This is a genomic window from Pseudomonas sp. THAF187a, from assembly GCF_009363395.1.
Classification (GTDB): Bacteria; Pseudomonadota; Gammaproteobacteria; order Pseudomonadales; family Pseudomonadaceae; genus Aquipseudomonas; species Aquipseudomonas khazarica.
Map to the genome: position 1 here is coordinate 850,422 of NZ_CP045349.1, position 20,574 is coordinate 870,995.

The following is a 20,574-nucleotide window of genomic DNA, read 5'->3' on the forward strand; positions in this document are numbered from 1 at the left end:
GCCGGGTTGTTCCCATACTGGCCGTCTCTGGTCGTTTGCCAAGGAGGCCCGATGTTCGCCCTCAGCGACACCCTGCAACGGCGCTTTGCCGCGCTGAAATCCACGGCTGACTTCTGGGCGCTGCGTCATGTCCAGGAAGGCCGGGAGTCCTACTGGGTACGCCGGCGCGTGGCGCAGGCACCGTCATTCTCGCTGGACGGCGGCGCCATGCTCACGGTGCGTATCGCGGGCGTCGAGGCCTATGCGGCGACCAGCGACATCAGCCAGTGCGGCCTGCAGGACGCGCTGGAGCGGGCCGAGGCGATTGCCCGTGCCCTGGCTGGCCGGCACTTGCTGGACGTGCTGGCGCAGCCGGTGCCGCAGGCGTGCGCCGATGACGTCATGCCGGGCTACGCACAGTCGCCGGCGCAACCGGCGCACTGGTTCGACTGGCTGCTCAGCGAGGCAGCGGGCATCCCGCAGGACAGCCGGCTGGTGGACAGCCACCTGGGCCTGGTCTTCACCGATCACCAGCAGATCTACCTCAACAGTGCAGGGGCCCGCCTGCGCCGTGCTCAGCGCTACGTGTTCCCGCAGGTGGGCGTGACCGCCAGCGACGGCAACGACAGCCAGAGCCGCAGCTTCGGCGGGACCCACCTGGCGCGCCAGGGTGGCGCCGAGGTGCTTGGGCAACTGGGGGTGCCCGGCAGCGCCGCGCGCATCGCCGACGAGGCGCTGCAATTGCTGCTGGCACCGAACACGCCCAGCGGTGCGCGCGACCTGTTGCTGCTGCCGGACCAGATGATCCTGCAGATCCATGAATCCATCGGCCATCCGCTGGAACTGGACCGCATCCTCGGCGACGAGCGCAACTTCGCCGGCACCAGCTTCATCCGCCAGGAGGACTTCGGTCACTACCGCTACGGCTCGCCCCTGCTCAACGTCAGCTTCGCTCCGGATGTCCCCGGCGAGCTGGCCAGCTACGGCTTCGATGATGACGGCACGCCCGCCAGGCGCGAGCTGCTGATCCGCGACGGCATTCTCCAGCGCCCCCTCGGCGGCGCGCTGTCGCAGTGGCGCAGTGGCCTGCCGGGCGTCGCCAACAGCCGTGCCTGCAGCTGGAACCGGCCGCCGATCGATCGCATGGCCAATCTCAATCTGGAGCCGGGCGACAAGCGTCTGGACGCGCTGATCGGTGGCATCGAGCGGGGCATCCTGATGAGCAACAACCGCTCCTGGTCCATCGACGACGCGCGCAACAAGTTCCAGTTCGGCTGCGAGTGGGGCCAGCTGATCGAGAACGGTGAGCTCAAGGGCGTGGTGAAGAACCCCAACTATCGCGGCATCAGCGCGCAGTTCTGGCGCAACCTGCGGGCGGTGGGCGATGCCAGCACCTTCGAGGTGCTGGGCACACCATACTGTGGCAAGGGTGAGCCCAATCAGGTGATTCGCGTCGGCCATGCCTCGCCGGCCTGCGTATTCGCTGACATCGATGTGTTCGGAGGGGCGGCCTGATGCGCGCGCGTGAGCATTTCAACGGGCTGCTCGCCTTCCTGCAGGAGCAGCTGGCCGGTGAAGAAGGCTTCACCCTTGGCTACGACGCCGAGGACTCGGCCTTCATTCGTTTCAATCAGGGCCGTGTGCGCCAGGCCGGTACGGTACGCCAGGTGTACGTCACCCTGGCGCTGTACCGGGGCCTGCGCCATGCCGAGAGCAAGCTGGCGCTCAGTGGCGAGCGGGAGGCCGACCTGCCGTTGCTGCAGCAGGCTGTGCAGCAGTTGCGCGCCATCCTGCCGGGCCTGCCTGACGATCCCTATCTGCGCCTGAACCGCGAGGCCTGGCGCAGCGAATCGAGCGACGCGGTCGCGCCGCAGGATGCCGCCGTCATGGCCGTGCAGATCAGCGAGCTGGCGCAGGGGCTGGACCTGGTCGGCTTTCTCGCCGCCGGGCCGCAGTATCAGGGCTTCGCCAGCTCCTGGGGGGCCTTTGGCTGGCACGTGGCAAGCAGCTTCAATCTCGAGTTCAGTCTGTTCCACGGCAACGCGCAGGCGGTGAAAAGCACCTACGCCGGCGAGCGCTGGGATGCCGAGGTCTTCGCCGGCAAGCTGCATGGCGCGCGCCAGCAACTGGCCTACCTCGGGCGACCGCTGCGAGCGCTGGCGCCGGGGGACTATCGCGCCTACCTGAGCCCGGCGGCGCTGGAGGAGCTGTTCGGCCTGTTCTGCTGGGGCTTCGGTGCGCAGGCGCTGGCCTCAGGCGGCAGCCCGCTGCAGCGCCTGTTCAGCGGCAAGGCCGCGCTCAGCCCCTTGTTGAGCATGGATGAGCGTATCGAGGGCGGCCTGGCGCCGGCGTTCACCCGCGAAGGGCCGCGGCAGGCCGCGACGCTGATCCGTGCCGGGCAGCCCGGCGAGCGCCTGGTCAGCTCGCGCAGCGCCGCCGAATACGGCCTGACCGCCAACGGCGCGTGCAGCGGCGAATACCCCTTGTCGTTGCGCGTGCACGGCGGCGAACTGGAGGAAGGTGAGGTGCTCGCGCGCCTGGGTAGCGGTCTGTACATCGGCAACCTGTGGTACTGCAACTTCTCCGACCTGCCGGCCGGGCGCCTGACCGGCATGACCCGCTTCGCCACCTTCTGGGTCGAGGACGGTGAGATCCAGGCCCCGGTCAGTACCATGCGCTTCGACGACTCGCTGTTCAGCTTCTTCGGCGAGCATCTGGAGGCGCTGAGCCGAACGCCCGAGCTGCTGCTGCCCGGAGGCACCTACGGCGCCCGCCAGACCGGCTCCATGGCGCTGCCCGGTGCCTTGCTGTCGCGCTTCACCCTGACGTTGTAGGTCCTGCGCGTGCCCCGGATGGTATCCGGGCTACGGAGAGCGTCGAGGCTGCGCGGCGCTTACTTGCTGGCCTTGAGCACGACGAACTTGGGCGTGGCCGCGACCTGCTCGACGCCACGGAACAGGCGCTTGAGCTTGGCGTGATAGCCGAGATGACGGTTGCCGACGATCCACAGCTCGCCGCCCGTTACCAGCGCGGCGCGGGCCTGCTGGAACATGCGCCAGGCGAGGAAGTCGCCGACCACCTGCTGCTGATGGAAAGGCGGGTTGCACAGCACCAGGTCCAGCGAGTCGGCCGGCTGCTCGGCCAGGCCGTCGCCCGCACGGATGGTCGCCGGCCGTTCCCCCAGCGCCGCGCGCCAGTTTTCCTGTGCCGATTGCACGGCCATGTACGACTCGTCCACCAGCGTCAGCTCGGCCTGCGGATTGTTCAGGGCATAGGCGATGCCGAGCACGCCGTTGCCGCAACCGAGATCGGCGACCCGGCGCGCATCGAGGTGCTGCGGCAGGTGCGGGAGGAACGCCCGGGTGCCGATATCCAGGCCTTCGCGGCAGAACAGGTTGGCGTGGTTGACCAGCTCCAGCGCGGGGATGTCCAGGCGGTAGCGCGTCGGGTAGGGCGAGCTCGCTGCGCCTTTGTCTGCGACGCTCACCTGCAGCAGGCGCGCCTTCTTCACCGCCAGTGAGGCCTGCACCGGGCCCAGGTATTTCTCCAGCAGATCGCCTGCGGCACGTGGCAGGTGCTTGACCATGGCGCCGGCGACCACCCGCGCGCCGGGGGCCAGCTGACCATGCAGGCGAATCAGCTGTTCTTCGAGCAGGGCCAGGGTCTTGGGCACGCGGATCAGCACCCAGTCGAACGGGCCTTGCGCGCTGGCGCTGGCCGGAACGAAGTTCACCGCGTCCGCACTGAGGCCATTGCTGGCGAGGTTCCTGGTCAGGGCGAGAAAGCCCAGGTGCGAGTCGCTGCTGCTGGTCACCTGGCAGTGGCTCGCCAGCGAGCAGGCCAGGGCGCCGAAGCTATCGTTGAGCAGCAGCACCCGGGTGTCTGCCTGGATGCCCTGCTCATGCAGATGATTGAGCAGGTACTCGTCGGCGGCGTCGAAGGCTTGCAGCGGCTCGTTCGGTTGGTGCGGCTGGCGCAGCAGGTCGAGGCTGGCGAAGGGGGTATCGAGAGTAGGCATGCAAACCTTCGGTGTTTGTCGTCGGCCGATTGCGCCAGACTGGGCGGGTATTCGATGAGGAGGCGATTATGACCGTCAGCGAAGACAAGTTCACCCGTCAGACACTGCTGGACGTGCAGGGCCTGACGCCGAGTCTGTTTACCCTGCGCACCACGCGCGCTGCCGGCTTCCGCTTTCGCGCCGGGCAGTTCGTGCGTCTCGGCGTGGAGAAGGCCGATGGCACGCAGGTCTGGCGCGCCTACTCGCTGGTGTCCGCGCCGCACGACGAGTTCCTCGAATTCTTCTCCATCGTGGTGCCGGGGGGCGAGTTCACCAGCGAGCTGAGCCGTCTGCGCGCTGGCGACAGCCTGCTGGTGGAACGACAAGCCACCGGCTACCTGACGCTGGACCGTTTCGTCGACGGCCGCGACCTGTGGCTGCTGGGCAGCGGCACCGGCATCGCGCCGTTCCTGTCGATCCTCCAGGACTTCGAGGTGTGGCAGCGTTTCGAACGCATCGTGCTGGTGTACAGCGCGCGCACCCGCGCCGAACTGGCCTACCAGTCGATGATCGCGGGGTTCGCCAGCCTGGAGCACCTGGCCGAGTTCGCACACAAGCTCACCTACCTGCCGGTGGTGACGCGCGAGCCGGCGGCGGGTTGCCTGGGCGCGCGCATCACCGAACTGCTCGACAACGGCGAACTGGAGCGTGCGGCGGGCCTGCAGCTGACGCCCGAAGACTCGCGGGTGATGATCTGCGGCAACCCGCAGATGATCGACGATATCCGCCAGCGCCTGAAGGCCCGTGGCCTGAACCTGAGCCTGACCCGGCGTCCGGGCCAGGTGGCGGTGGAGAACTACTGGTGATCAGTCTTCTTCGCGGATCGCCTTGATGCGATGCTCCCAGCGGCGCTTGGCGAAGCGGCGCATGTTGGGGATGTCGTCGGTCTCGTCGAGGATCGGCTTGCCGATGATGGTTTCCATGATGTCTTCCAGCGTCACCAGGCCGCGCCAGCTGCCGAACTCGTCGTACACCAGGCACATGTGCTGACGCTCCTGCATCAGCTGGGTCATCAGGTTCTCGGCGTTCATGCTTTCCGGCACTACCTTCAGCGGTTTCATGATGCTGGTCAGCGCTGCCGAATCATCTTCGGCGGTCAGGGCGTCGTAGCGAAACACCACGCCCAGCGGCGACTCGTCCTCGCCGATGACCGGGTAGCGGGAGAACTGGCTCAACCGGGCGCGGGCCTTGAACGCGGCGATGGACTCGTCCGGCGCGGCCGATTCGCAGACGATGCGCGGGGTCATGATGTCGCGCAGGCGAATCTCGTGCAGGTCGAGAATGTTGCCGATCACGCGCTGCTCGTCCTCGTCGAGCGAGCCCACTTCGCGGCCGAGCAGGGTCAGGGCCTTGATCTCCTGGCGAACGTCATGCTCCGGCTCCTTGCCGCCGAACAGGCGCATGATCAGGTCGGACATGAAGATGAACGGCTTGAGCAACAGGATCATCGCCTGCAGCAGACCGGGCAGGAAGGGCGCGAAGGTACGCCAGTAGCGTGCACCGATGGTCTTCGGCAGGATTTCCGAGAGCACCAGTATCAGCAGAGTCATGATCGCCGAGGCGGCACCCAGGTAGCCATCGCCGAAGACAATGGTCACCTGCGCGCCGACGCCTGTGGCGCCGACCGTGTGGGCAACGGTGTTCAGCGTGAGAATGGCCGCCAGCGGCTGGTCGATCTTGTCCTTGAGCGCCTTCAGGCGTTCATACAGGCGCGGTCGTTCGAGCTTCTGCTGAGCGATGTAGCTGGGCGTGAGGGAGAGCAGCGCGGCTTCGAGGATGGAACAGATGAACGAAACCAGGATGGAGAGGACAGCGAACGCTATCAGGAGTGTCATGTAGGGGTGTTGGTAACCAAGGGCCTGCCAATTTAACGGAAAACAGGCTGCACAATGCACGCAAGCTGCAACATTTCATTTCCTCTCGGTGCCTGCTGCGCTCGTGTGGCGGGGCTACGCCTGGCGCAGCTTCGACTAGGCTGAATAGGACGATCTCCGGGAGGGTCCTCCATGCCGCTTGAACATCACCCGCTCAACCGAGAATTTCCGCAGCAGCACGATGCGTTGCGCAAGCTGATGCAGAGCGACGCGCGCTTCGCCAGGCTGGCGGAGGAGTACGAGGCACTGGACAAGCGCATCTACGAGATAGAGGACGGCCGTTCGGTCGCCGATGATCTGATGTTGCAGGGGCTCAAGCTACAGCGCGTCGGCCTCAAGGACGAGATCGCGGACCTGCTGCACGGGGCTACCTGATGGGGGCTTGATCAGGGTCAAGGGTGGGGCGACGGCGGCGGGCTAGGCTGCGATCAACACCTTAGCCAGGAGCTGCACCATGCACGTCGATCATCACCCCCTGATCCATGATTTCCCCGAGCACCGCGACGCCCTGCAGCGCCTGCGCCAGGGCGATGCGCTCTTCGCCAGGCAGGCCGAGGAGTACGAGGTGCTGGACAAGCGCATCTGCCGGATCGAAGACGGCATCGAGTTGCTCGACGACGTTTCCCTGCAGGCGCTCAAGCTCAACCGCGTCGCGCTCAAGGATGAACTGGCCCGGCAGCTCAAGCGTGCCAGCGGGCAGTGCTGCGGTTGCGGCAACGGTTGCAAGGACTGAGCCCCGGCCCAGGCTTCAATGCACCGGCGGGTTGATCAGGTAGGTGAGCAGCCCGTCCGCTTCATCCTCCGTCCAGATCGCGCGCGCGGGTCTGGGCCACTCGCTCAGCAGCCGTTGCCAGAAGGCCCGGGCCAGTTCGTCCTGGCAGTAGTAGCGCAGCAGCCAGGGCTGGCCATCGCCCATCAGCTGCTGCACCAGCGCACGGCCGATGCCCCGACGGCGGTACTTCTTCAGAATGAACAGGTCGGCGAACTCCGGGGCGTCGATGCCGGGTAGCTCGCTGCGCTCGATCAGCACGAAGCCGGCGATGAAACCGTCGGCGAGGACCAGCTGTGCGCTCCAGCCGGCGTCCTGCCAGTAGCGTTGCAGGTGCGGCTCGTGGATGTAGAAGCGTCCGTCGGTTTCCACGTCCTCCTGCTCCCAGTCGGAGCTTTCGTAGGCATAGAACTGGTACAGGTTGGCGAGCAGCGGAAGCTGTTCGGCGCTGGTGGGCAGCAGTTCGATCTGCATGAGCGTATCCGCGTGAAATAGACCTGGTCTGTAAATTTATCCAGTTGTTCGGTATCGTTCCAGCCTTCGTTGAACAGGCAGGACGACTTCCCCATGGCCAAGGCAAAACGCATGTACGGCTGCACCGAGTGCGGCGCCACCTTCCCGAAGTGGGCGGGGCAGTGTGGCGAGTGCGGCGCCTGGAATACCCTGGTGGAAACCGTGGTCGAGGGCGCCACGCCCAGTGGGCGCAGCGGCTGGGCGGGTGACAAGGCCAACATCAAGACCCTGGCCGAGGTCAGCGTCGAGGAGATTCCGCGTTTCTCCACCGCCTCCAGTGAGCTGGACCGGGTGCTGGGCGGCGGCCTGGTGGATGGCTCGGTGGTGCTGATCGGTGGTGATCCGGGTATCGGCAAGTCGACCATCCTGCTGCAGACCCTGTGCAATGTCGCCCAGCGCTTCCCGGCCCTGTACGTCACCGGCGAGGAGTCGCAGCAGCAGGTGGCCATGCGTGCCCGGCGCCTGGACCTGCCGCAGGACAAGCTCAAGGTGATGACCGAGACCTGCATCGAGTCGATCATCGCCACCGCCCGTCAGGAAAAGCCCAAGGTCATGGTGATCGACTCGATCCAGACCATCTTCACCGAGCAGCTGCAGTCCGCGCCGGGCGGCGTCGCCCAGGTACGCGAGAGCGCGGCGCTGCTGGTGCGCTTCGCCAAGCAGAGCGGCACGGCGATCTTCCTGGTCGGCCACGTCACCAAGGAAGGCGCGCTGGCCGGCCCGCGGGTGCTGGAGCACATGGTCGATACCGTGCTGTATTTCGAGGGTGAGTCCGACGGGCGCCTGCGCCTGCTGCGCGCGGTGAAGAACCGCTTCGGCGCGGTGAATGAACTGGGCGTGTTCGGCATGACCGACAAGGGCCTCAAGGAAGTCTCCAACCCCTCGGCGATCTTCCTCACCCGTGCCCAGGAGGCGGTGCCCGGTAGCGTGGTGATGGCCACCTGGGAGGGCTCGCGGCCGATGCTGGTGGAGGTGCAGGCGCTGGTCGACACCAGCCACCTGGGCAACCCGCGCCGTGTCACCCTGGGCCTGGACCAGAATCGCCTGGCGATGCTCCTGGCCGTGCTGCATCGCCATGGCGGCATCCCCACCTACGACCAGGACGTGTTCCTCAACGTGGTCGGCGGGGTGAAGGTGCTGGAAACGGCGTCGGATCTGGCGCTGATGGCGGCGGTCATCTCCAGCCTGCGCAACCGCCCGCTGCAACATGACCTGCTGGTGTTCGGCGAGATCGGCCTGTCCGGCGAGATCCGCCCGGTGCCCAGTGGCCAGGAGCGCCTCAAGGAAGCGGCCAAGCATGGCTTCAAGCGTGCCATCGTGCCTAAGGGCAATGCGCCGAAGGAAGCGCCGGCAGGATTGCAGATCATCGCGGTGACGCGCCTGGAGCAGGCGCTGGATGCGTTGTTCGAGTAGCTTCGGGGCTGCGGCGTTCTGCCGCGAGGGGGCTCCGGGCAGAATTGACCGGGATCAATAGGTAGCAGGCTATCTACGCGCAGCATGAGGGTGTATCCAACCAAGGAGACACCCTCATGTTCCTGTTCTTCGACTTCTTTTCCCGTGCTTTCAACTTCGACGCCAAGGCTGTCGAGTCGCGCGATGCCCGCCGCGAGGCGCAGCGTCTCCAGGCGCGACGTCAGCGCCGCGAGCAGGCCGAGGCTGCCTGCCTGCGTCACTGATCGGCTCAGTCGTCTTCGCCCAGTGCCGCCAGTTCGCGCTCCAGCAGCTCTTCATCGCCAAGGTTGAGTTCGACCAGGCGGCGCAGGTGGCTGATGGATTCGAGGTCGATATGGCGGCAGACGAAGCCGAGGTAGTGAGGCTGCGTACGGGTCAGCACCACCTCCATCTTCACCCGGGCTTCGCCGCCCAGTTCCACCAGCGCCTCGAACGGCTGATCCGGGTCACCGCTCCAGTCACGCGGCGTCCTGATCAGCAGGCCTTTGAGTGAGATGTCGTGCAGCGCTGCCTTCCATTGCCGCTCACCCTGGGCGATTACGGTGGGAGCGTCGAAGGCGATGCGCTGGAAGCGCCGACGCTCATTGGCTGGTTCACTCATGCCCATGCTCCTGAGGTGTTTACATCACTATAGTCAAGGCTGTTGGTCGTGTGATGTGCGCCACGTCGTGGCTCACGACAGATACACATCAGTTTGACAGGTGGGCAAGTGTCGCCAAAGCTCCTTATGCGGTTTTTACTACTCGATATTGCGGAGCGATAGATATGAGCAAGCGACTGCTGGGCAAGGGTTTGGTCTTTGGCCTGTTGAGTATGGCCAGTGTTGGCGCATTTGCCGACGCAGCCGGTGGCAATGGCTGCGGCTGGGGCAACATGTTGTTCGAAGGGCAGCGCGGCATGGCGCCGCACTTCCTGGCTACCACCACCAACGGCACCTCGGGCAATGCCACCTTTGGCATGACCTCCGGCACCAACGGCTGCGACACCAGCGGTGCGCTGGGCTACAACGGTCGCTCCATGCTGGCGATGAACGGCATGCTCGACTCCATCGCCGAAGACATGGCGGTCGGTGAGGGCGAGGCGCTGGATGCCTACGCCACCCTGCTGGGTGTGGAGGCCAAGGACCGTGCACACTTCGCCAAGGTCACCCACGACAATTTCGGCAGCATCTTCAGCCAGGCCGACGCCACCAGCGAGCAGGTACTGGCCGCCACCCTCGACGTGATGAGCCGCGACGCCCAGCTGGCGCGCTATGTGAAACAACCGGCCTGACGTGCTGCGTTGAATCCCAGGCAAAAAGAAGCCCGCCGATCGGCGGGCTTCTTCATTTCAGGCTGAGCCTCAGTTGCCGTAGACCGGGAAGCGGGCGCACAGGGCCTTGACCTGCTCGCGCACGCGGCCTTCGACTTCATCGTTGCCGATATTGGCCAGCACTTCGCAGATCCAGCCTGCCAGCTGGCGGCACTCGTCTTCCTTGAAGCCGCGAGTGGTCACGGCCGGGGTGCCGATACGCAGGCCGGAGGTGACGAACGGCGAGCGCGGGTCGTTCGGCACGCTGTTCTTGTTCACGGTGATGTAGGCGCGGCCCAGGGCGGCGTCTGCGTCCTTGCCGGTGATGTCCTGCTTGATCAGCGACAGCAGGAACAGGTGGTTCTCGGTGCCGCCGGAAACCACGTCGTAGCCGTTTTCGATGAACACCTGAGCCATGCTCTGGGCGTTCTTGATCACCTGGGCCTGGTAGGCCTTGAACTCGGGCTGCAGCGCTTCCTTGAAGCACACGGCCTTGGCGGCGATGACGTGCTCCAGCGGGCCGCCCTGGCCGCCTGGGAAGACGGCGGAGTTGAACTTCTTCTCCAGCTCTTCGTTCTTGCGCGCCAGGATCAGGCCTCCGCGCGGACCGCGCAGGGTCTTGTGGGTGGTGGTGGTGACCACGTCGGCGAACGGCACCGGGTTCGGGTACAGGCCGGCGGCGACCAGGCCGGCGACGTGGGCCATGTCGACGAACAGGTAGGCACCGACCTTGTCGGCGATGGCGCGGAAGCGTGGGAAGTCCAGTACCTGCGAGTAGGCGCTGAAGCCGGCGATGATCATCTTCGGCTTGTGCTCGACGGCCAGGCGCTCGACTTCGTCGTAGTCGATCAGGCCCTGGTCGTTGATGCCGTACTGCACGGCGTTGTAGATCTTGCCGGAGAAGCTGACGCTGGCGCCGTGGGTCAGGTGGCCGCCGTGGGCCAGGCTCATGCCCAGTACGGTGTCGCCGGCGTTGAGCAGGGCCATGTACACGGCGCTGTTGGCCTGGCTGCCGGAGTGCGGCTGGACGTTGGCGTAGTCGGCGCCGAACAGCTCCTTGGCGCGGTCGATGGCCAGCTGCTCGACCACGTCGACGTACTCGCAGCCACCGTAGTAGCGCTTGCCCGGGTAGCCTTCGGCGTACTTGTTGGTCAGCACGCTGCCCTGGGCTTCCATCACCGCCGGGCTGGTGTAGTTTTCCGAGGCGATCAGCTCGATGTGCTCTTCCTGGCGCTGAGCTTCCTGCTCCATCGCGGCAAAGAGTTCGGCGTCAAAACGAGCGAGATTCAAATCACGGCTGAACATGGCAATCCCCTGAAAACCAGTTGGGCGGAAGAAATTAAGGGGCGGATTCTACCGCAAAGGTCGCATTCAGGCATATGAAGGTCGGTCATGAGGCAGACAAGTGGCCCTCATGCGCGTCGTTCAGATGAGCATGAACAGCTCGGCAGCGTTGAGCCGGGCGCTGAACTGCTGGGCCTGCATCGGCCGCCCGAGCAGGTAGCCCTGTACTTCGTCGCAGCCGTGCTCGCGCAGGAAGTCCAGTTGCGCCTGGCTCTCCACGCCTTCGGCAATCACCATCATGTTCAGGCTGTGGGCCATGGCGATGATGGCGCGGGCGATCTGCGCATCCTGCTCGCCCTCCGGCAGGCCGTCGACGAAGCTGCGGTCGATCTTCAGCACGTCGATGGGGAACTGCTTGAGGTAGTTCAGCGAGCTGTAGCCGGTGCCGAAGTCATCCACCGCGATGCACAGGCCCAGGCGCTTGAGCTCGTGCAGCGTCTGCATGGCGCTGGTCACGTCGTGCATCAGGATGCTCTCGGTCAGCTCGACCTCCAGGCAGGCTGGCGGCAGCCCGGTGCGTTCGATGACGGCGGCGATGCGCGCGCTCAGGTCGCCTTCGGCGAACTGACGGGCGGAGAGGTTGACCGAGACCTTGGGGATGCGGATCTTCTCGTCGTGCCAGGCCTTGAGCTGGCGGCAGGCTTCTTCCAGGACCCATTCGCCGACCTGTACCACCAGCCCGAGTTCTTCCAGCACCGGGATGAAATCGTCCGGCGGTACCAGGCCACGGCTCGGGTGGTTCCAGCGCAGCAGGGCCTCGACGCCGGTCAGGCGGCGGCCGTCGCCGGAGAACTGGGGCTGGTAGTGCAGGACGAACTGGCCCTGTTCCTGGGCATGGCGCAGGTCGCTCTCCAGCTCCAGGCGCTCCAGGGCGCTGGCGTTCATGTCGGCCTGGTAGAACTGGAAGTTGTTCTTGCCACGTTCCTTGGCGTGGTACATGGCGGTGTCGGCGTTCTTCATCAGCTGGCTCAGCTCGTCACCGTCCTGCGGGGCGAGGGCAATGCCGATGCTGGCCGTGACGAAGAACTCGCGTCCTTCGAGCACGAAGGGGCGTGCCAGGCTGGCGAGAATCTGTTCGGCGACATGGATGGCGCGGTTCAGGGCACCTTCGCGACTGGCGCGCGGTTGCAGCAGCAGGGTGAATTCGTCGCCGCCCATGCGCGCGACGGTGTCGTCGCCGTCGACGCAGGCCGACAGGCGCACGGCCACGTCCTTGAGCATGCGGTCACCGGCCGCGTGGCCCAGCGAATCGTTGATCGGCTTGAAGCGATCGAGGTCGAGGAACATCAGCACCACCCACTCGTCATGCCGTTCGGCATGTTGCAGGGCGCTGTGCAGCCGGTCCTGGAACAGCGTGCGGTTGGGCAGGTGGGTGAGGGCATCGTAGTAGGCCAGGCGGTGGATACGCTGCTCGCTGGCCTTGCGCTCGCTGATGTCGCTGAAGAAGCACACGTAGCTGACGAGGTCGCCTTCCTCGTCGTGCACCGCGGTGATGCCGACCCAGGCCGGGAAGTTCTCGCCACCCTTGCGCTTGAGCCAGACCTCGCCCTCCCAGCTGCCGCGCTGGTTGAGCTGGCCGAGGATGTACTGCATGTGCGTCGCCTGCTGGCGATCGGCGGTGAGCATGCCGGGCAACTGGTCGAGCACCTGGCCGGCGGAATAGCCGCTGACCCGGCTGAACGCCTTGTTGACCTGAACGATGTAGCCGGCCGGGTCGGTCACCAGGATCGCGGCAGTGGAGTGTTCGAAGACCGTCGCCGCCATGCGCAGGTCCTTTTCCGCGCGGCGCTGCTGGCTGATGTCGCGGCCCACGCCGAGGATGCCCTCGAAACGGCCGTTCTCGTCCCACATCAGCACCAGGCGCAGCTCCACCGGGATCTTGTGGCCGTCGGCGCGCAGGCAGTCGAACACGAACAGCTGGTCCGGCAGTTCGTCGCGCAGGCGGTTGAGGCGATCGCGTTCGCCGAGTGCATCGCGAATGCGCTCGAGCAGGTGGTTGAGGCCGACCAGTTGCTGCGGGTTGGCGGCCATGTTGGCGAAACCGTTGGCCATGACCCAGTTGACGGAGTAGCCCAGCACCGGCTCGACAGAGGGGCTGACGTAGTTCAGCGCCAGGCTGCTGTCGGTGGAGAAGATCACGTCGCTGATGCTCTCCGCCAGCAGGCGATAGCGCTGCTCGCTGTCGCGCAGCGACTGGTTGCGTTCGATCTGTTCGGTGATGTCCTTGGCGACGCCGATCAGGCGGCTTACCCGGCCCCGCTCATCGCGCGCCAGGGCCTGCTCGCGGATGCTGAACCAGCGCCACTGGCCGTCGCGGTGGCGCCAGCGCAGCACCGACTCGAGCAGCAGGCCGTCGCCGACCACTTTCTGCAGGTTGCGGATACGCCAGTAGTAGTCGCTGTCGTCCGGGTGCAGCACCTGCTCCCAGAAATCCTCGCGCATGCTGCGCAGCTCGGCCTTGCTGTAGCCGAGTTGCAGGCCGAGGCTGTGGTTGCTGAACAGCACCTGGCGGTTCTGCATGTCATGCACGTAGAGCAGGTCGGGTACCGAACGTACCACCTCGGACCAGAAGCGCTCGCGCTCGATCAGCGACAGCTCGATGCGCTTGCGGCTGGTGATGTCGCTGATGCTCAGCGTCACGGCCTGGTAGTCCTGGATCATCTCCGGCAGGCGCAGGACCAGCCAGACATGGCGCTGCAGGCCCTGCGCGGTGACCAGCTGGGTCTCCAGCTCCACCAGGTTGGGACCTTCGAGCACGGCGACCGCCAGCCGGTAGCGCAGGTCGTCCGGCCTGATCGGGCCGCTGTCGATCAGCTGATGCCAGGCCTGCTCGATGGATTTGACGCCGAGCAGGTTGAGCGCCACCTGATTGGCCTCGGTGATGCGCAGCTGGTCCAGCAGCAGTGTGTGGTGCTGGGCATCGGCTTTCAGCCAGCGCTGGAGGCCGGCGGCATCGCGCAGCTTGTTCTGCAGCAGCAGGCTGCGCAGGCCGGAGAGGTCAAGCACGCAGAGGGCGACCCCGGTGCCGTCGAAGATGTCCTGATAGCGCCTGCGGGTTTCCTGCAGCACACGCATCGCCTGCTGCTCGTCGGTCACGTCGCGCAGTACCCAGACGTAGCCACCCCTTAGCCCGGCGTCGCCGATGTCGCTGCGGGTCACGGCGAACAGGCGGGCGCTGCCCTGGCGCTCCACCCGGACCAGCTCGGGGCCGGGGTCGCCGGCCAACTGCGGGCTGTTGAGCAGCAACGGATCGAGGTCGGGCAGCAGGTCGAGCAGGTGCAGGTCCCAGGCGGCCTCGCTGCTGAGGCCGAACAGCGCCTCGGCCTGCGGGTTGAGGTAGCGCAGCTTGCCATCGGACTGGGTCACGAGAATGCGTTCTTCGACTGCCCCGAGCGCACTGGCGGCGCGATGCAGCGAGCGCCGCGATTCGGTGTTCAGGCGCTGCAGGCGGCGCTGCTCGCGTTGCAGGCCGTAGAGGGCGAGGAGCGTCAGCAACGAGCACAGGACGAACAGCAGGAACTTGCCGGCCAGCGTTGGCATCAGTTCGTTGCTGGCGCGATCGGCATCGAAGAGCGGGCGCAGCTGCCAGTCGCTGCCGGGCAGGGGAATCTGTGCGAGGCTCTGCGCCTGCTCGGCGCCGGTGACCGGTGCGATGCTGCCGGCCGCCTGCTGCAGGTGGTCGGCCCGGGCGATGACGCGCAGGCTCTGCTGGTCCTCGAGCAGCCAGTCGTGTTCGCTCTGGTGTTGCTCGCGCAGCCAGTTCCTCAGCGCCTTGGTGCTCATGCGCAGGACGCGATGGCTGCCGTCGGCCTGCCTCAGCAGCAGGTACAGGGCGCCGCCGTCCTGGGCACTGAAGGCGAAATGGTAGGCAGCCGAAGCGCTGCGCTGCAGCTGGTTGCGAATGAAGCTGCGGTCATTCGCACTGGCGAAGCTGTCGCTGAGCAACTGACCGTTGGCGTCGAACCAGGCCATGCTGCTGAGGGTCGGGAAAATGCTGCGCAGCGTGCCGAGCAGTTCGGCGTCACTGTGCTTGGCGTCCTCCGCGCTGTGCAGCATGGCCTGCCCGGCCTGGGCCTTCAGGCGCATGCTCAGGCTCAGGTGCTTGGCCAGCTGTTCACCGTAGCTGAGGCTGAGCTGCTTCTGGCTGCCGAGCAGTTGCCGATGCTCCTGCACCAGTTGCCAGGCCAGCAGACCCAGAATCGCCAGCACCAGGACCACCAGCGCACGCCGCAGCGCTTCGCGACGCCTTGGCGCACGCGACTCGCCCGTGGGGGAGTTCGGCTGGGATGAGGGAGTCGACACGTTCTATGAGCCTGCAGCCAGTGCGGGGTTGTATCTGCTATGACAAGCGCGAGCGGGCCTCTGCTCACGTCAGCCGGCTAGAATGCCTGTAAATGTGGCCAAGTGCCAGTTCCGCTCGACGAGCGTAGTTTGCCCTGTCGCCTGCATTGCGGTAGCTTTGCGCCGCGTGCGCAAACTGTCCGCGCCATACTTGGCGTTCCTCTCCGTGGCGGCTAAGGTCTCTGCACGCTGTCAGGCTGCGGAGGTCGCGAAAACGGCCGCAGACGGCAAACGACGGTTGCGCATCGCACGTTCAGCGTCCCCACGACGTTTTCGCCACGCGTGCCGGGTGCGCCACTTTTTCAGCTCTCATTCTCACCAGTCAGGTTCTCCATGGCTCAGTACGTCTACAGCATGCATCGGGTCAGCAAGGTCGTCCCGCCGAAGCGTGAAATCCTCAAGGACATCTCTCTCTCGTTCTTCCCGGGCGCCAAGATCGGTGTGCTCGGCCTCAACGGCGCCGGCAAGTCGACGCTGCTGCGCATCATGGCGGGCGTCGACACCGAGATCGACGGCGAAGCCCGTCCCATGCCCGGCATCAAGGTCGGTTACCTGCCGCAGGAACCGCAGCTTGACCCGACCAAGAGCGTGCGCGACATCGTCGAAGAGGCAGTAGGCGAGATCAAGCAGGCCCAGGCACGTCTCGACGAGGTGTACGCCGCCTATGCCGAGCCGGATGCCGACTTCGATGCGCTGGCCGCCGAACAGGCCAAGCTGGAAGCCATTCTGCAGGCCGCCGATGGGCATAACCTGGAGCGCCAGCTGGAAGTCGCCGCCGACGCCCTGCGTCTGCCGGCCTGGGACGCCAAGATCGAGCACCTCTCCGGTGGCGAGAAGCGCCGTGTGGCGCTGTGCCGTCTGCTGCTGTCGGCGCCCGACATGCTGCTGCTGGACGAACCGACCAACCACCTGGACGCCGACTCGGTGGCCTGGCTGGAGCGCTTCCTGCACGATTTCCCCGGCACCGTGGTGGCGATCACCCACGACCGTTACTTCCTCGACAACGTCGCCGGCTGGATTCTCGAACTCGACCGTGGCCACGGTATCCCCTACGAGGGCAACTACTCCGGCTGGCTGGAATCGAAGTCCAACCGTCTGGCCCAGGAAGCCAAGGCCGAGGCGTCGCACGCCAAGGCCATGAAGGCCGAGCTGGAGTGGGTTCGCCAGGGCGCCAAGGCGCGTCAGTCGAAATCCAAGGCGCGTCTGCAGCGTTTCGAGGAAATGCAGTCGCAGGAATTCCAGAAACGCAGCGAGACCAACGAGATCTACATCCCGGCCGGTCCGCGTCTGGGCGACAAGGTCATCGACTTCGTCAATGTGTCGAAGTCCTTCGGCGACCGCGTACTGATCGACGACCTGTCGTTCAGCATCCCGAAAGGCGCCATCGTCGGCGTGATCGGTGGCAACGGTGCCGGTAAGTCGACCCTGCTGCGCATGATCACCGGCAAGGAACAACCGGACTCCGGCCACATCGAGATCGGTGAAACCGTGCAGATCGCCAGCGTCGAGCAGAGCCGCGAGGCGCTCGAAGGCAACAAGACCGTGTGGGAGCAGGTCTCCGACGGCTTCGACATGATCAAGGTGGGCAACTACGAGGTGCCGTCGCGTGGTTACGTCGGCCGCTTCAACTTCAAGGGCGCCGACCAGCAGAAGTTCGTCAAGGACCTCTCCGGTGGTGAGCGTGGCCGTCTGCACATGGCCCTGACCCTGAAACAGGGCGGCAACGTGCTGCTGCTCGACGAACCGTCCAACGACCTCGACGTGGAAACCCTGCGTGCGTTGGAAGACGCGCTGCTGGACTTCCCCGGCGCCGCCATCGTGATTTCCCACGATCGCTGGTTCCTCGACCGTATCGCCACCCACATCCTCTCCTACGAGGACGATGCCAAGGTCAACTTCTTCGAAGGCAACTACACCGAGTTCGAAGCCGATCGCAAGAAGCGCCTGGGCGACGCCGCCGCGCAGCCGCACCGCGTGCGTTACAAGAAACTGGCGCAGTAAGCGTCCGGTGGATGAAAAACGGAGCCTGCGGGCTCCGTTTTTCGTTGTGGCGCAGAGGGCGCGGTGGCCATCTGCGCCAGGCGGGCGGGGGCTACAGCTTGGCCAGTAGCGCTTCCAGCGCCCTGGCCTGGTCCTCGGCCAGGTCGATGATATGGAAGCCGGCCCAGCAATGCTGGCCGTCGGCACCCGGCCGGCTCCACAGGCAGTCCGCCCCGAGGTGCACTTCCTGCAGGCCATGGGTTTCCGAGGTGCAGACCAGGCGGCACTCCAGTACGGCATCGGCCGTATGCGGGGTGTCGCTGAACAGCATGAAACCGTCCGCGGACAGGTCGACGATACGGCCAAGGCGCTGCCCGCTGTTGAGGTCGAAGACCTCCAGCTGCATCTCGGTGCCATGGCGGCTATGTTGGCGACGCTCTTCCATGGAAATTCCTCAGCGGGGTTCGGCTGCGCGGCCAGTGAAACGCTGCAGCACGCGGTAGATGGCTGTCAGTGCGCGATCCACCAGTGGTGTTGCGCGTTCGGGGGTGACGATGCGGGCCAGGCCCTTCTCCATTTCGTTCGCCAGTACGGTGAGCGGCTTGATCGCGACACGCTGACCGCTGTTGTCGACAAACATGTAGTTGTGCGTGGTCGGGCTGAACCAGGAGAGCTTGAGCACGCGGCTCTGGCCATTGCTGACGAATTCGAACCAGGTGCCGAACTCGACGTCCGCCAATTCCTTGGCCAGCGCCTGCGCACGTGTCGAGAGCGTGTTGCGTGACGGCGCCTGGCGCACCAGGTCGGCATCCTCGCCGAGCATGGCACCCAGCGGGCTTTCCGGCAGGGAGGGACTCAGTTGCGCGGCCAGTTGCGGCTGCTTGGCCTGCACGGCGTGCTGGCAGGCGACCAGGTCCTGCAGCAGGCGACGAATGCCATCCTCGTGGTAGCCGCCCAGCAACTCCAGGCCTTTGCGCAGGTCGCTGAGCATCGGCACGCGCAGTTCCTGCAGGCGCTGCGTGTCCGCCTCGTCCAGCGGGGTGCCGCTCCAGGCCAGTTGCTCGGCCACTTCGCTGGCACGTCGCCATTCCTCGCTCTGTTCGCCATGACGCAGCAGGACGAAGACCAGCACGTCGGCCCAGGTCAGCTCGAGGAAGTTGCGGATGATCGCCGGCAGGTCGCGTTGCTCCAGGCAGCGCTGCACCACGTCCAGAGCCTGCTCGCGCGCGCCGAGCAGACGATCCCTGCCCTTGGCGGCCTCCACCGCACGGCGCTCGCGCAGCTCGACCTTGTGGCGCAGGGTGTCGACATATTCGTTGAACTCTTCGATCAGGCCGTCGAACAGCGCCAGGTCGCCGCTGAAGCCGTGAATCACGCGCTCGACCACCCACTGCATCTTGGCCAGCAAGCCGCGCTCGTCACCTTCGCTGCCATACAGCACGCCGGCCTGGGCCATGGTGTTGAGCAGGCGCCGCGCCGGGTGGTGATGCTGGGTGAACAGCGCCTTGTCCATCAGGGCGATTTTCAGGTAGGGCGTATGCAGGTGCGACAGCGCGGTCTTGCAGGCGTCCGGCAGATTCTCGTCGTCGAGGATGAAGTCGAACAGCATGCCGACCAGGTCGATCACATCGGCTTCCTGCTCGGAAACCTTGCTGTCGCCGGGCAGGCTGCTGTGGGATTCCAGCTGCTGTTGCAGATCGGCCTTCAGGCCCTCGACCGCCTGCGGCTTCTGTAGCCGCTGGGCCAGTTCGTGCGCCGACTGCTGTTGCATGCGGTTGAGCGCGGCGAGCAGCTCGCTGGCGCTGTAGGTCCGGCTGGCCTCACGCGGCGAGAAGCTGACGATGCTGCGCGTACCGCCGAGCAGGGGGGCATCCGGATGACTGTGGCGATGTTCGTCCAGCAGGCTGGACAGGCCGCTGAACAGCGCCGAGGGATCGCTCGGGGGCGGCGCGCTCAGATCGAGGTCGAGCAACGCGGGCTCTGCGCTCGCCGGGGCCGTGCCGGGTTTGCCGGTGGCTGGCTGCGCCGGGGCGGGGGCTTCTGCCTTGGGTGCATCCGGGCGGCTGACGCTCGGGTTGATCTGTGCGCTGTACTTGAGGTTGGGCAGCACGCCCGCGTCGATCAGGCGCTGGTTGAGAGCGCCGTACAGCGAGTCCAGGCTCTGCATCACATGGCGATCGAAGAGCATGTAGAGGATGGTCTTGATCTGCAGCGGGAACGGGCAGGGCGCCAGTGCCTCGCGAAAGGCCTGGGCGATGGCCTGCGGGCCGAAGGGGTTGTTGTCCTCGCCGAGCTTCTGCCCGTTGTTGAGCAGCGCCAGGCGCTGCTCCAGGGCGAACAGCTGCTGCGTGCAGCGGGCCTTGACCCGGCTGACCATGTTGGTGACTTGCAGGGTCTCTTCGTAATCTTCGTTCTGCACCAGCTCCAGGTGTTCGGAGTCCAGTTGCGCGGCGGTCTGGCTCTGCAGCTTGCCGTCGAGGAAATCGGAGAAGTTGGTGGCGATCTGCTGGTGATAGCTGCGCTCGATCTGCGGGCGTTGCCGGCGTATCTCGCGCATGCTGTCGAAGAACAGCGTCTGCACCTTGTTGTTCTCGGCCTTCTCGGCGCACTCGAACAGGGTGTCGTCGACCTGGCCGAAGACGCCGTTGAGGTGCTCCGCCAGGCGATTCATCACCAGTTTGCGGCACGCCTGCACCAGGTCGCTGAAGCGCGGCTGTATGCCGCGGCTGGCGAGGCTGACCACCTTGGGGTGAATGGGGGGCTGGTCCTGGCTGCTCATGGACTGTCCTAACTGGCGTCGTCGTCTGGCGCGTCCTGCGTCGTGCCGCAGTTCGATGAAACATATAGTAGTCCATGCCCGTGCTGCAAAGCATTGTCGTAAAAGCAGTTTGCAGGGGTTGACAGGGAATTTTTGCTACGTAAAATGGCGCGCCTCAGCAGCGGCAACGCGAAAGCGAAACGCGGTTGAGGCTGGA

At 65.8% G+C, this 20,574-nt stretch carries 17 protein-coding genes; 9 read left to right on the forward strand and 8 right to left on the reverse strand.

Going from position 1 to position 20,574, the window contains the following annotated elements:
- Positions 1-51: 51 nt before the first annotated feature.
- Positions 52-1,494 carry a TldD/PmbA family protein gene (locus FIV02_RS03880; RefSeq protein ID WP_152487853.1) on the forward strand — a complete coding sequence of 481 codons (1,443 nt, stop codon included), beginning with the start codon at positions 52-54 and terminating at the stop codon, positions 1,492-1,494.
- Positions 1,494-2,813: a TldD/PmbA family protein gene (locus FIV02_RS03885; RefSeq protein WP_152487854.1), complete on the forward strand. Its 1,320-nt coding sequence runs from the start codon at positions 1,494-1,496 to the stop codon at positions 2,811-2,813. Before FIV02_RS03880 ends, FIV02_RS03885 begins: the two co-directional genes overlap by 1 nt.
- 59 nt (positions 2,814-2,872) lie before the next feature.
- Here FIV02_RS03885 and FIV02_RS03890 read toward each other — a convergent pair whose 3' ends face one another.
- Positions 2,873-3,997 (reverse strand): methyltransferase, encoded by a 1,125-nt coding sequence (locus FIV02_RS03890; RefSeq protein WP_152487855.1) that lies wholly within the window; start codon positions 3,995-3,997, stop codon positions 2,873-2,875.
- A gap of 68 nt (positions 3,998-4,065) precedes the next feature.
- On the opposite strand from FIV02_RS03890, the gene FIV02_RS03895 reads away from it, so the two are divergent.
- Positions 4,066-4,842: a ferredoxin--NADP reductase gene (locus tag FIV02_RS03895; RefSeq protein ID WP_152487856.1), complete on the forward strand. Its 777-nt coding sequence runs from the start codon at positions 4,066-4,068 to the stop codon at positions 4,840-4,842.
- On the opposite strand, the gene FIV02_RS03900 is transcribed toward FIV02_RS03895, so the two are convergent.
- Positions 4,843-5,871: a CNNM domain-containing protein gene (locus tag FIV02_RS03900; RefSeq protein WP_152487857.1), complete on the reverse strand. Its 1,029-nt coding sequence runs from the start codon at positions 5,869-5,871 to the stop codon at positions 4,843-4,845.
- Positions 5,872-6,042: 171 nt separating this feature from the next.
- Here FIV02_RS03900 and FIV02_RS03905 point away from each other — a divergent pair, with 171 nt between their 5' ends.
- Both FIV02_RS03905 and FIV02_RS03910 read left to right on the forward strand, forming a co-directional pair.
- A complete protein-coding gene (locus FIV02_RS03905; RefSeq protein ID WP_037046189.1) occupies positions 6,043-6,285 on the forward strand; it encodes a YdcH family protein in 243 nt (80 codons plus the stop codon).
- A 79-nt stretch (positions 6,286-6,364) separates the two neighbouring features.
- Positions 6,365-6,643 carry a YdcH family protein gene (locus FIV02_RS03910; protein WP_037046191.1) on the forward strand — a complete coding sequence of 93 codons (279 nt, stop codon included), beginning with the start codon at positions 6,365-6,367 and terminating at the stop codon, positions 6,641-6,643.
- A 15-nt stretch (positions 6,644-6,658) separates the two neighbouring features.
- On the opposite strand, the gene FIV02_RS03915 is transcribed toward FIV02_RS03910, so the two are convergent.
- A complete protein-coding gene (locus FIV02_RS03915) occupies positions 6,659-7,153 on the reverse strand; it encodes a GNAT family N-acetyltransferase (protein ID WP_152487858.1) in 495 nt (164 codons plus the stop codon).
- Between the two features lie 93 nt (positions 7,154-7,246).
- On the opposite strand from FIV02_RS03915, the gene radA reads away from it, so the two are divergent.
- Positions 7,247-8,605, forward strand: coding sequence for a DNA repair protein RadA (gene radA, locus FIV02_RS03920; RefSeq protein WP_037046196.1), 1,359 nt, complete (start codon positions 7,247-7,249; stop codon positions 8,603-8,605).
- Between the two features lie 116 nt (positions 8,606-8,721).
- Positions 8,722-8,868, forward strand: a complete 147-nt coding sequence (locus FIV02_RS24770) for a hypothetical protein (RefSeq protein WP_167494354.1) — start codon at positions 8,722-8,724, stop codon at positions 8,866-8,868.
- A 5-nt stretch (positions 8,869-8,873) separates the two neighbouring features.
- On the opposite strand, the gene FIV02_RS03925 is transcribed toward FIV02_RS24770, so the two are convergent.
- Positions 8,874-9,245 (reverse strand): PilZ domain-containing protein, encoded by a 372-nt coding sequence (locus FIV02_RS03925; RefSeq protein WP_037046198.1) that lies wholly within the window; start codon positions 9,243-9,245, stop codon positions 8,874-8,876.
- 164 nt (positions 9,246-9,409) lie between these two features.
- Here FIV02_RS03925 and FIV02_RS03930 point away from each other — a divergent pair, with 164 nt between their 5' ends.
- Entirely contained in the window at positions 9,410-9,916 is a 507-nt protein-coding gene (locus FIV02_RS03930) for a DUF3015 domain-containing protein (RefSeq protein WP_037046200.1), read from the forward strand.
- A 69-nt stretch (positions 9,917-9,985) separates the two neighbouring features.
- Here FIV02_RS03930 and glyA read toward each other — a convergent pair whose 3' ends face one another.
- Together glyA and FIV02_RS03940 are read right to left on the reverse strand one after the other, a co-directional pair.
- The gene (gene glyA, locus FIV02_RS03935; RefSeq protein ID WP_037046202.1) at positions 9,986-11,239 is read right to left on the reverse strand and encodes a serine hydroxymethyltransferase; all 1,254 of its coding nucleotides are present in this window, start codon (positions 11,237-11,239) and stop codon (positions 9,986-9,988) included.
- Positions 11,240-11,359: 120 nt separating this feature from the next.
- Positions 11,360-15,580, reverse strand: a complete 4,221-nt coding sequence (locus tag FIV02_RS03940; protein ID WP_152487859.1) for an EAL domain-containing protein — start codon at positions 15,578-15,580, stop codon at positions 11,360-11,362.
- Between the two features lie 372 nt (positions 15,581-15,952).
- Between FIV02_RS03940 and ettA the strand changes: the two genes are divergently transcribed.
- A complete protein-coding gene (gene ettA / locus FIV02_RS03945; RefSeq protein ID WP_047589915.1) occupies positions 15,953-17,620 on the forward strand; it encodes an energy-dependent translational throttle protein EttA in 1,668 nt (555 codons plus the stop codon).
- A gap of 91 nt (positions 17,621-17,711) precedes the next feature.
- On the opposite strand, the gene FIV02_RS03950 is transcribed toward ettA, so the two are convergent.
- Entirely contained in the window at positions 17,712-18,044 is a 333-nt protein-coding gene (locus FIV02_RS03950; protein WP_152487860.1) for a PilZ domain-containing protein, read from the reverse strand.
- Between the two features lie 9 nt (positions 18,045-18,053).
- Positions 18,054-20,378, reverse strand: a complete 2,325-nt coding sequence (locus FIV02_RS03955; RefSeq protein WP_152487861.1) for a DUF1631 domain-containing protein — start codon at positions 20,376-20,378, stop codon at positions 18,054-18,056.
- Between the last annotated feature and the right edge of the window lie 196 nt (positions 20,379-20,574).

What these genes read in the sequence shown, in the direction of transcription:
- FIV02_RS03880 (WP_152487853.1), top strand. Translation starts at nt 52, where the DNA reads ATGTTCGCCCTCAGCGACACCCTGCAACGGCGCTTTGCCGCGCTGAAA.
- FIV02_RS03885 (WP_152487854.1), top strand. Translation starts at nt 1,494, where the DNA reads ATGCGCGCGCGTGAGCATTTCAACGGGCTGCTCGCCTTCCTGCAGGAG.
- FIV02_RS03890 (WP_152487855.1), bottom strand. Translation starts at nt 3,997, where the DNA reads ATGCCTACTCTCGATACCCCCTTCGCCAGCCTCGACCTGCTGCGCCAG.
- FIV02_RS03895 (WP_152487856.1), top strand. Translation starts at nt 4,066, where the DNA reads ATGACCGTCAGCGAAGACAAGTTCACCCGTCAGACACTGCTGGACGTG.
- FIV02_RS03900 (WP_152487857.1), bottom strand. Translation starts at nt 5,871, where the DNA reads ATGACACTCCTGATAGCGTTCGCTGTCCTCTCCATCCTGGTTTCGTTC.
- FIV02_RS03905 (WP_037046189.1), top strand. Translation starts at nt 6,043, where the DNA reads ATGCCGCTTGAACATCACCCGCTCAACCGAGAATTTCCGCAGCAGCAC.
- FIV02_RS03910 (WP_037046191.1), top strand. Translation starts at nt 6,365, where the DNA reads ATGCACGTCGATCATCACCCCCTGATCCATGATTTCCCCGAGCACCGC.
- FIV02_RS03915 (WP_152487858.1), bottom strand. Translation starts at nt 7,153, where the DNA reads ATGCAGATCGAACTGCTGCCCACCAGCGCCGAACAGCTTCCGCTGCTC.
- radA (WP_037046196.1), top strand. Translation starts at nt 7,247, where the DNA reads ATGGCCAAGGCAAAACGCATGTACGGCTGCACCGAGTGCGGCGCCACC.
- FIV02_RS24770 (WP_167494354.1), top strand. Translation starts at nt 8,722, where the DNA reads ATGTTCCTGTTCTTCGACTTCTTTTCCCGTGCTTTCAACTTCGACGCC.
- FIV02_RS03925 (WP_037046198.1), bottom strand. Translation starts at nt 9,245, where the DNA reads ATGAGTGAACCAGCCAATGAGCGTCGGCGCTTCCAGCGCATCGCCTTC.
- FIV02_RS03930 (WP_037046200.1), top strand. Translation starts at nt 9,410, where the DNA reads ATGAGCAAGCGACTGCTGGGCAAGGGTTTGGTCTTTGGCCTGTTGAGT.
- glyA (WP_037046202.1), bottom strand. Translation starts at nt 11,239, where the DNA reads ATGTTCAGCCGTGATTTGAATCTCGCTCGTTTTGACGCCGAACTCTTT.
- ettA (WP_047589915.1), top strand. Translation starts at nt 15,953, where the DNA reads ATGGCTCAGTACGTCTACAGCATGCATCGGGTCAGCAAGGTCGTCCCG.
- FIV02_RS03950 (WP_152487860.1), bottom strand. Translation starts at nt 18,044, where the DNA reads ATGGAAGAGCGTCGCCAACATAGCCGCCATGGCACCGAGATGCAGCTG.
- FIV02_RS03955 (WP_152487861.1), bottom strand. Translation starts at nt 20,378, where the DNA reads ATGAGCAGCCAGGACCAGCCCCCCATTCACCCCAAGGTGGTCAGCCTC.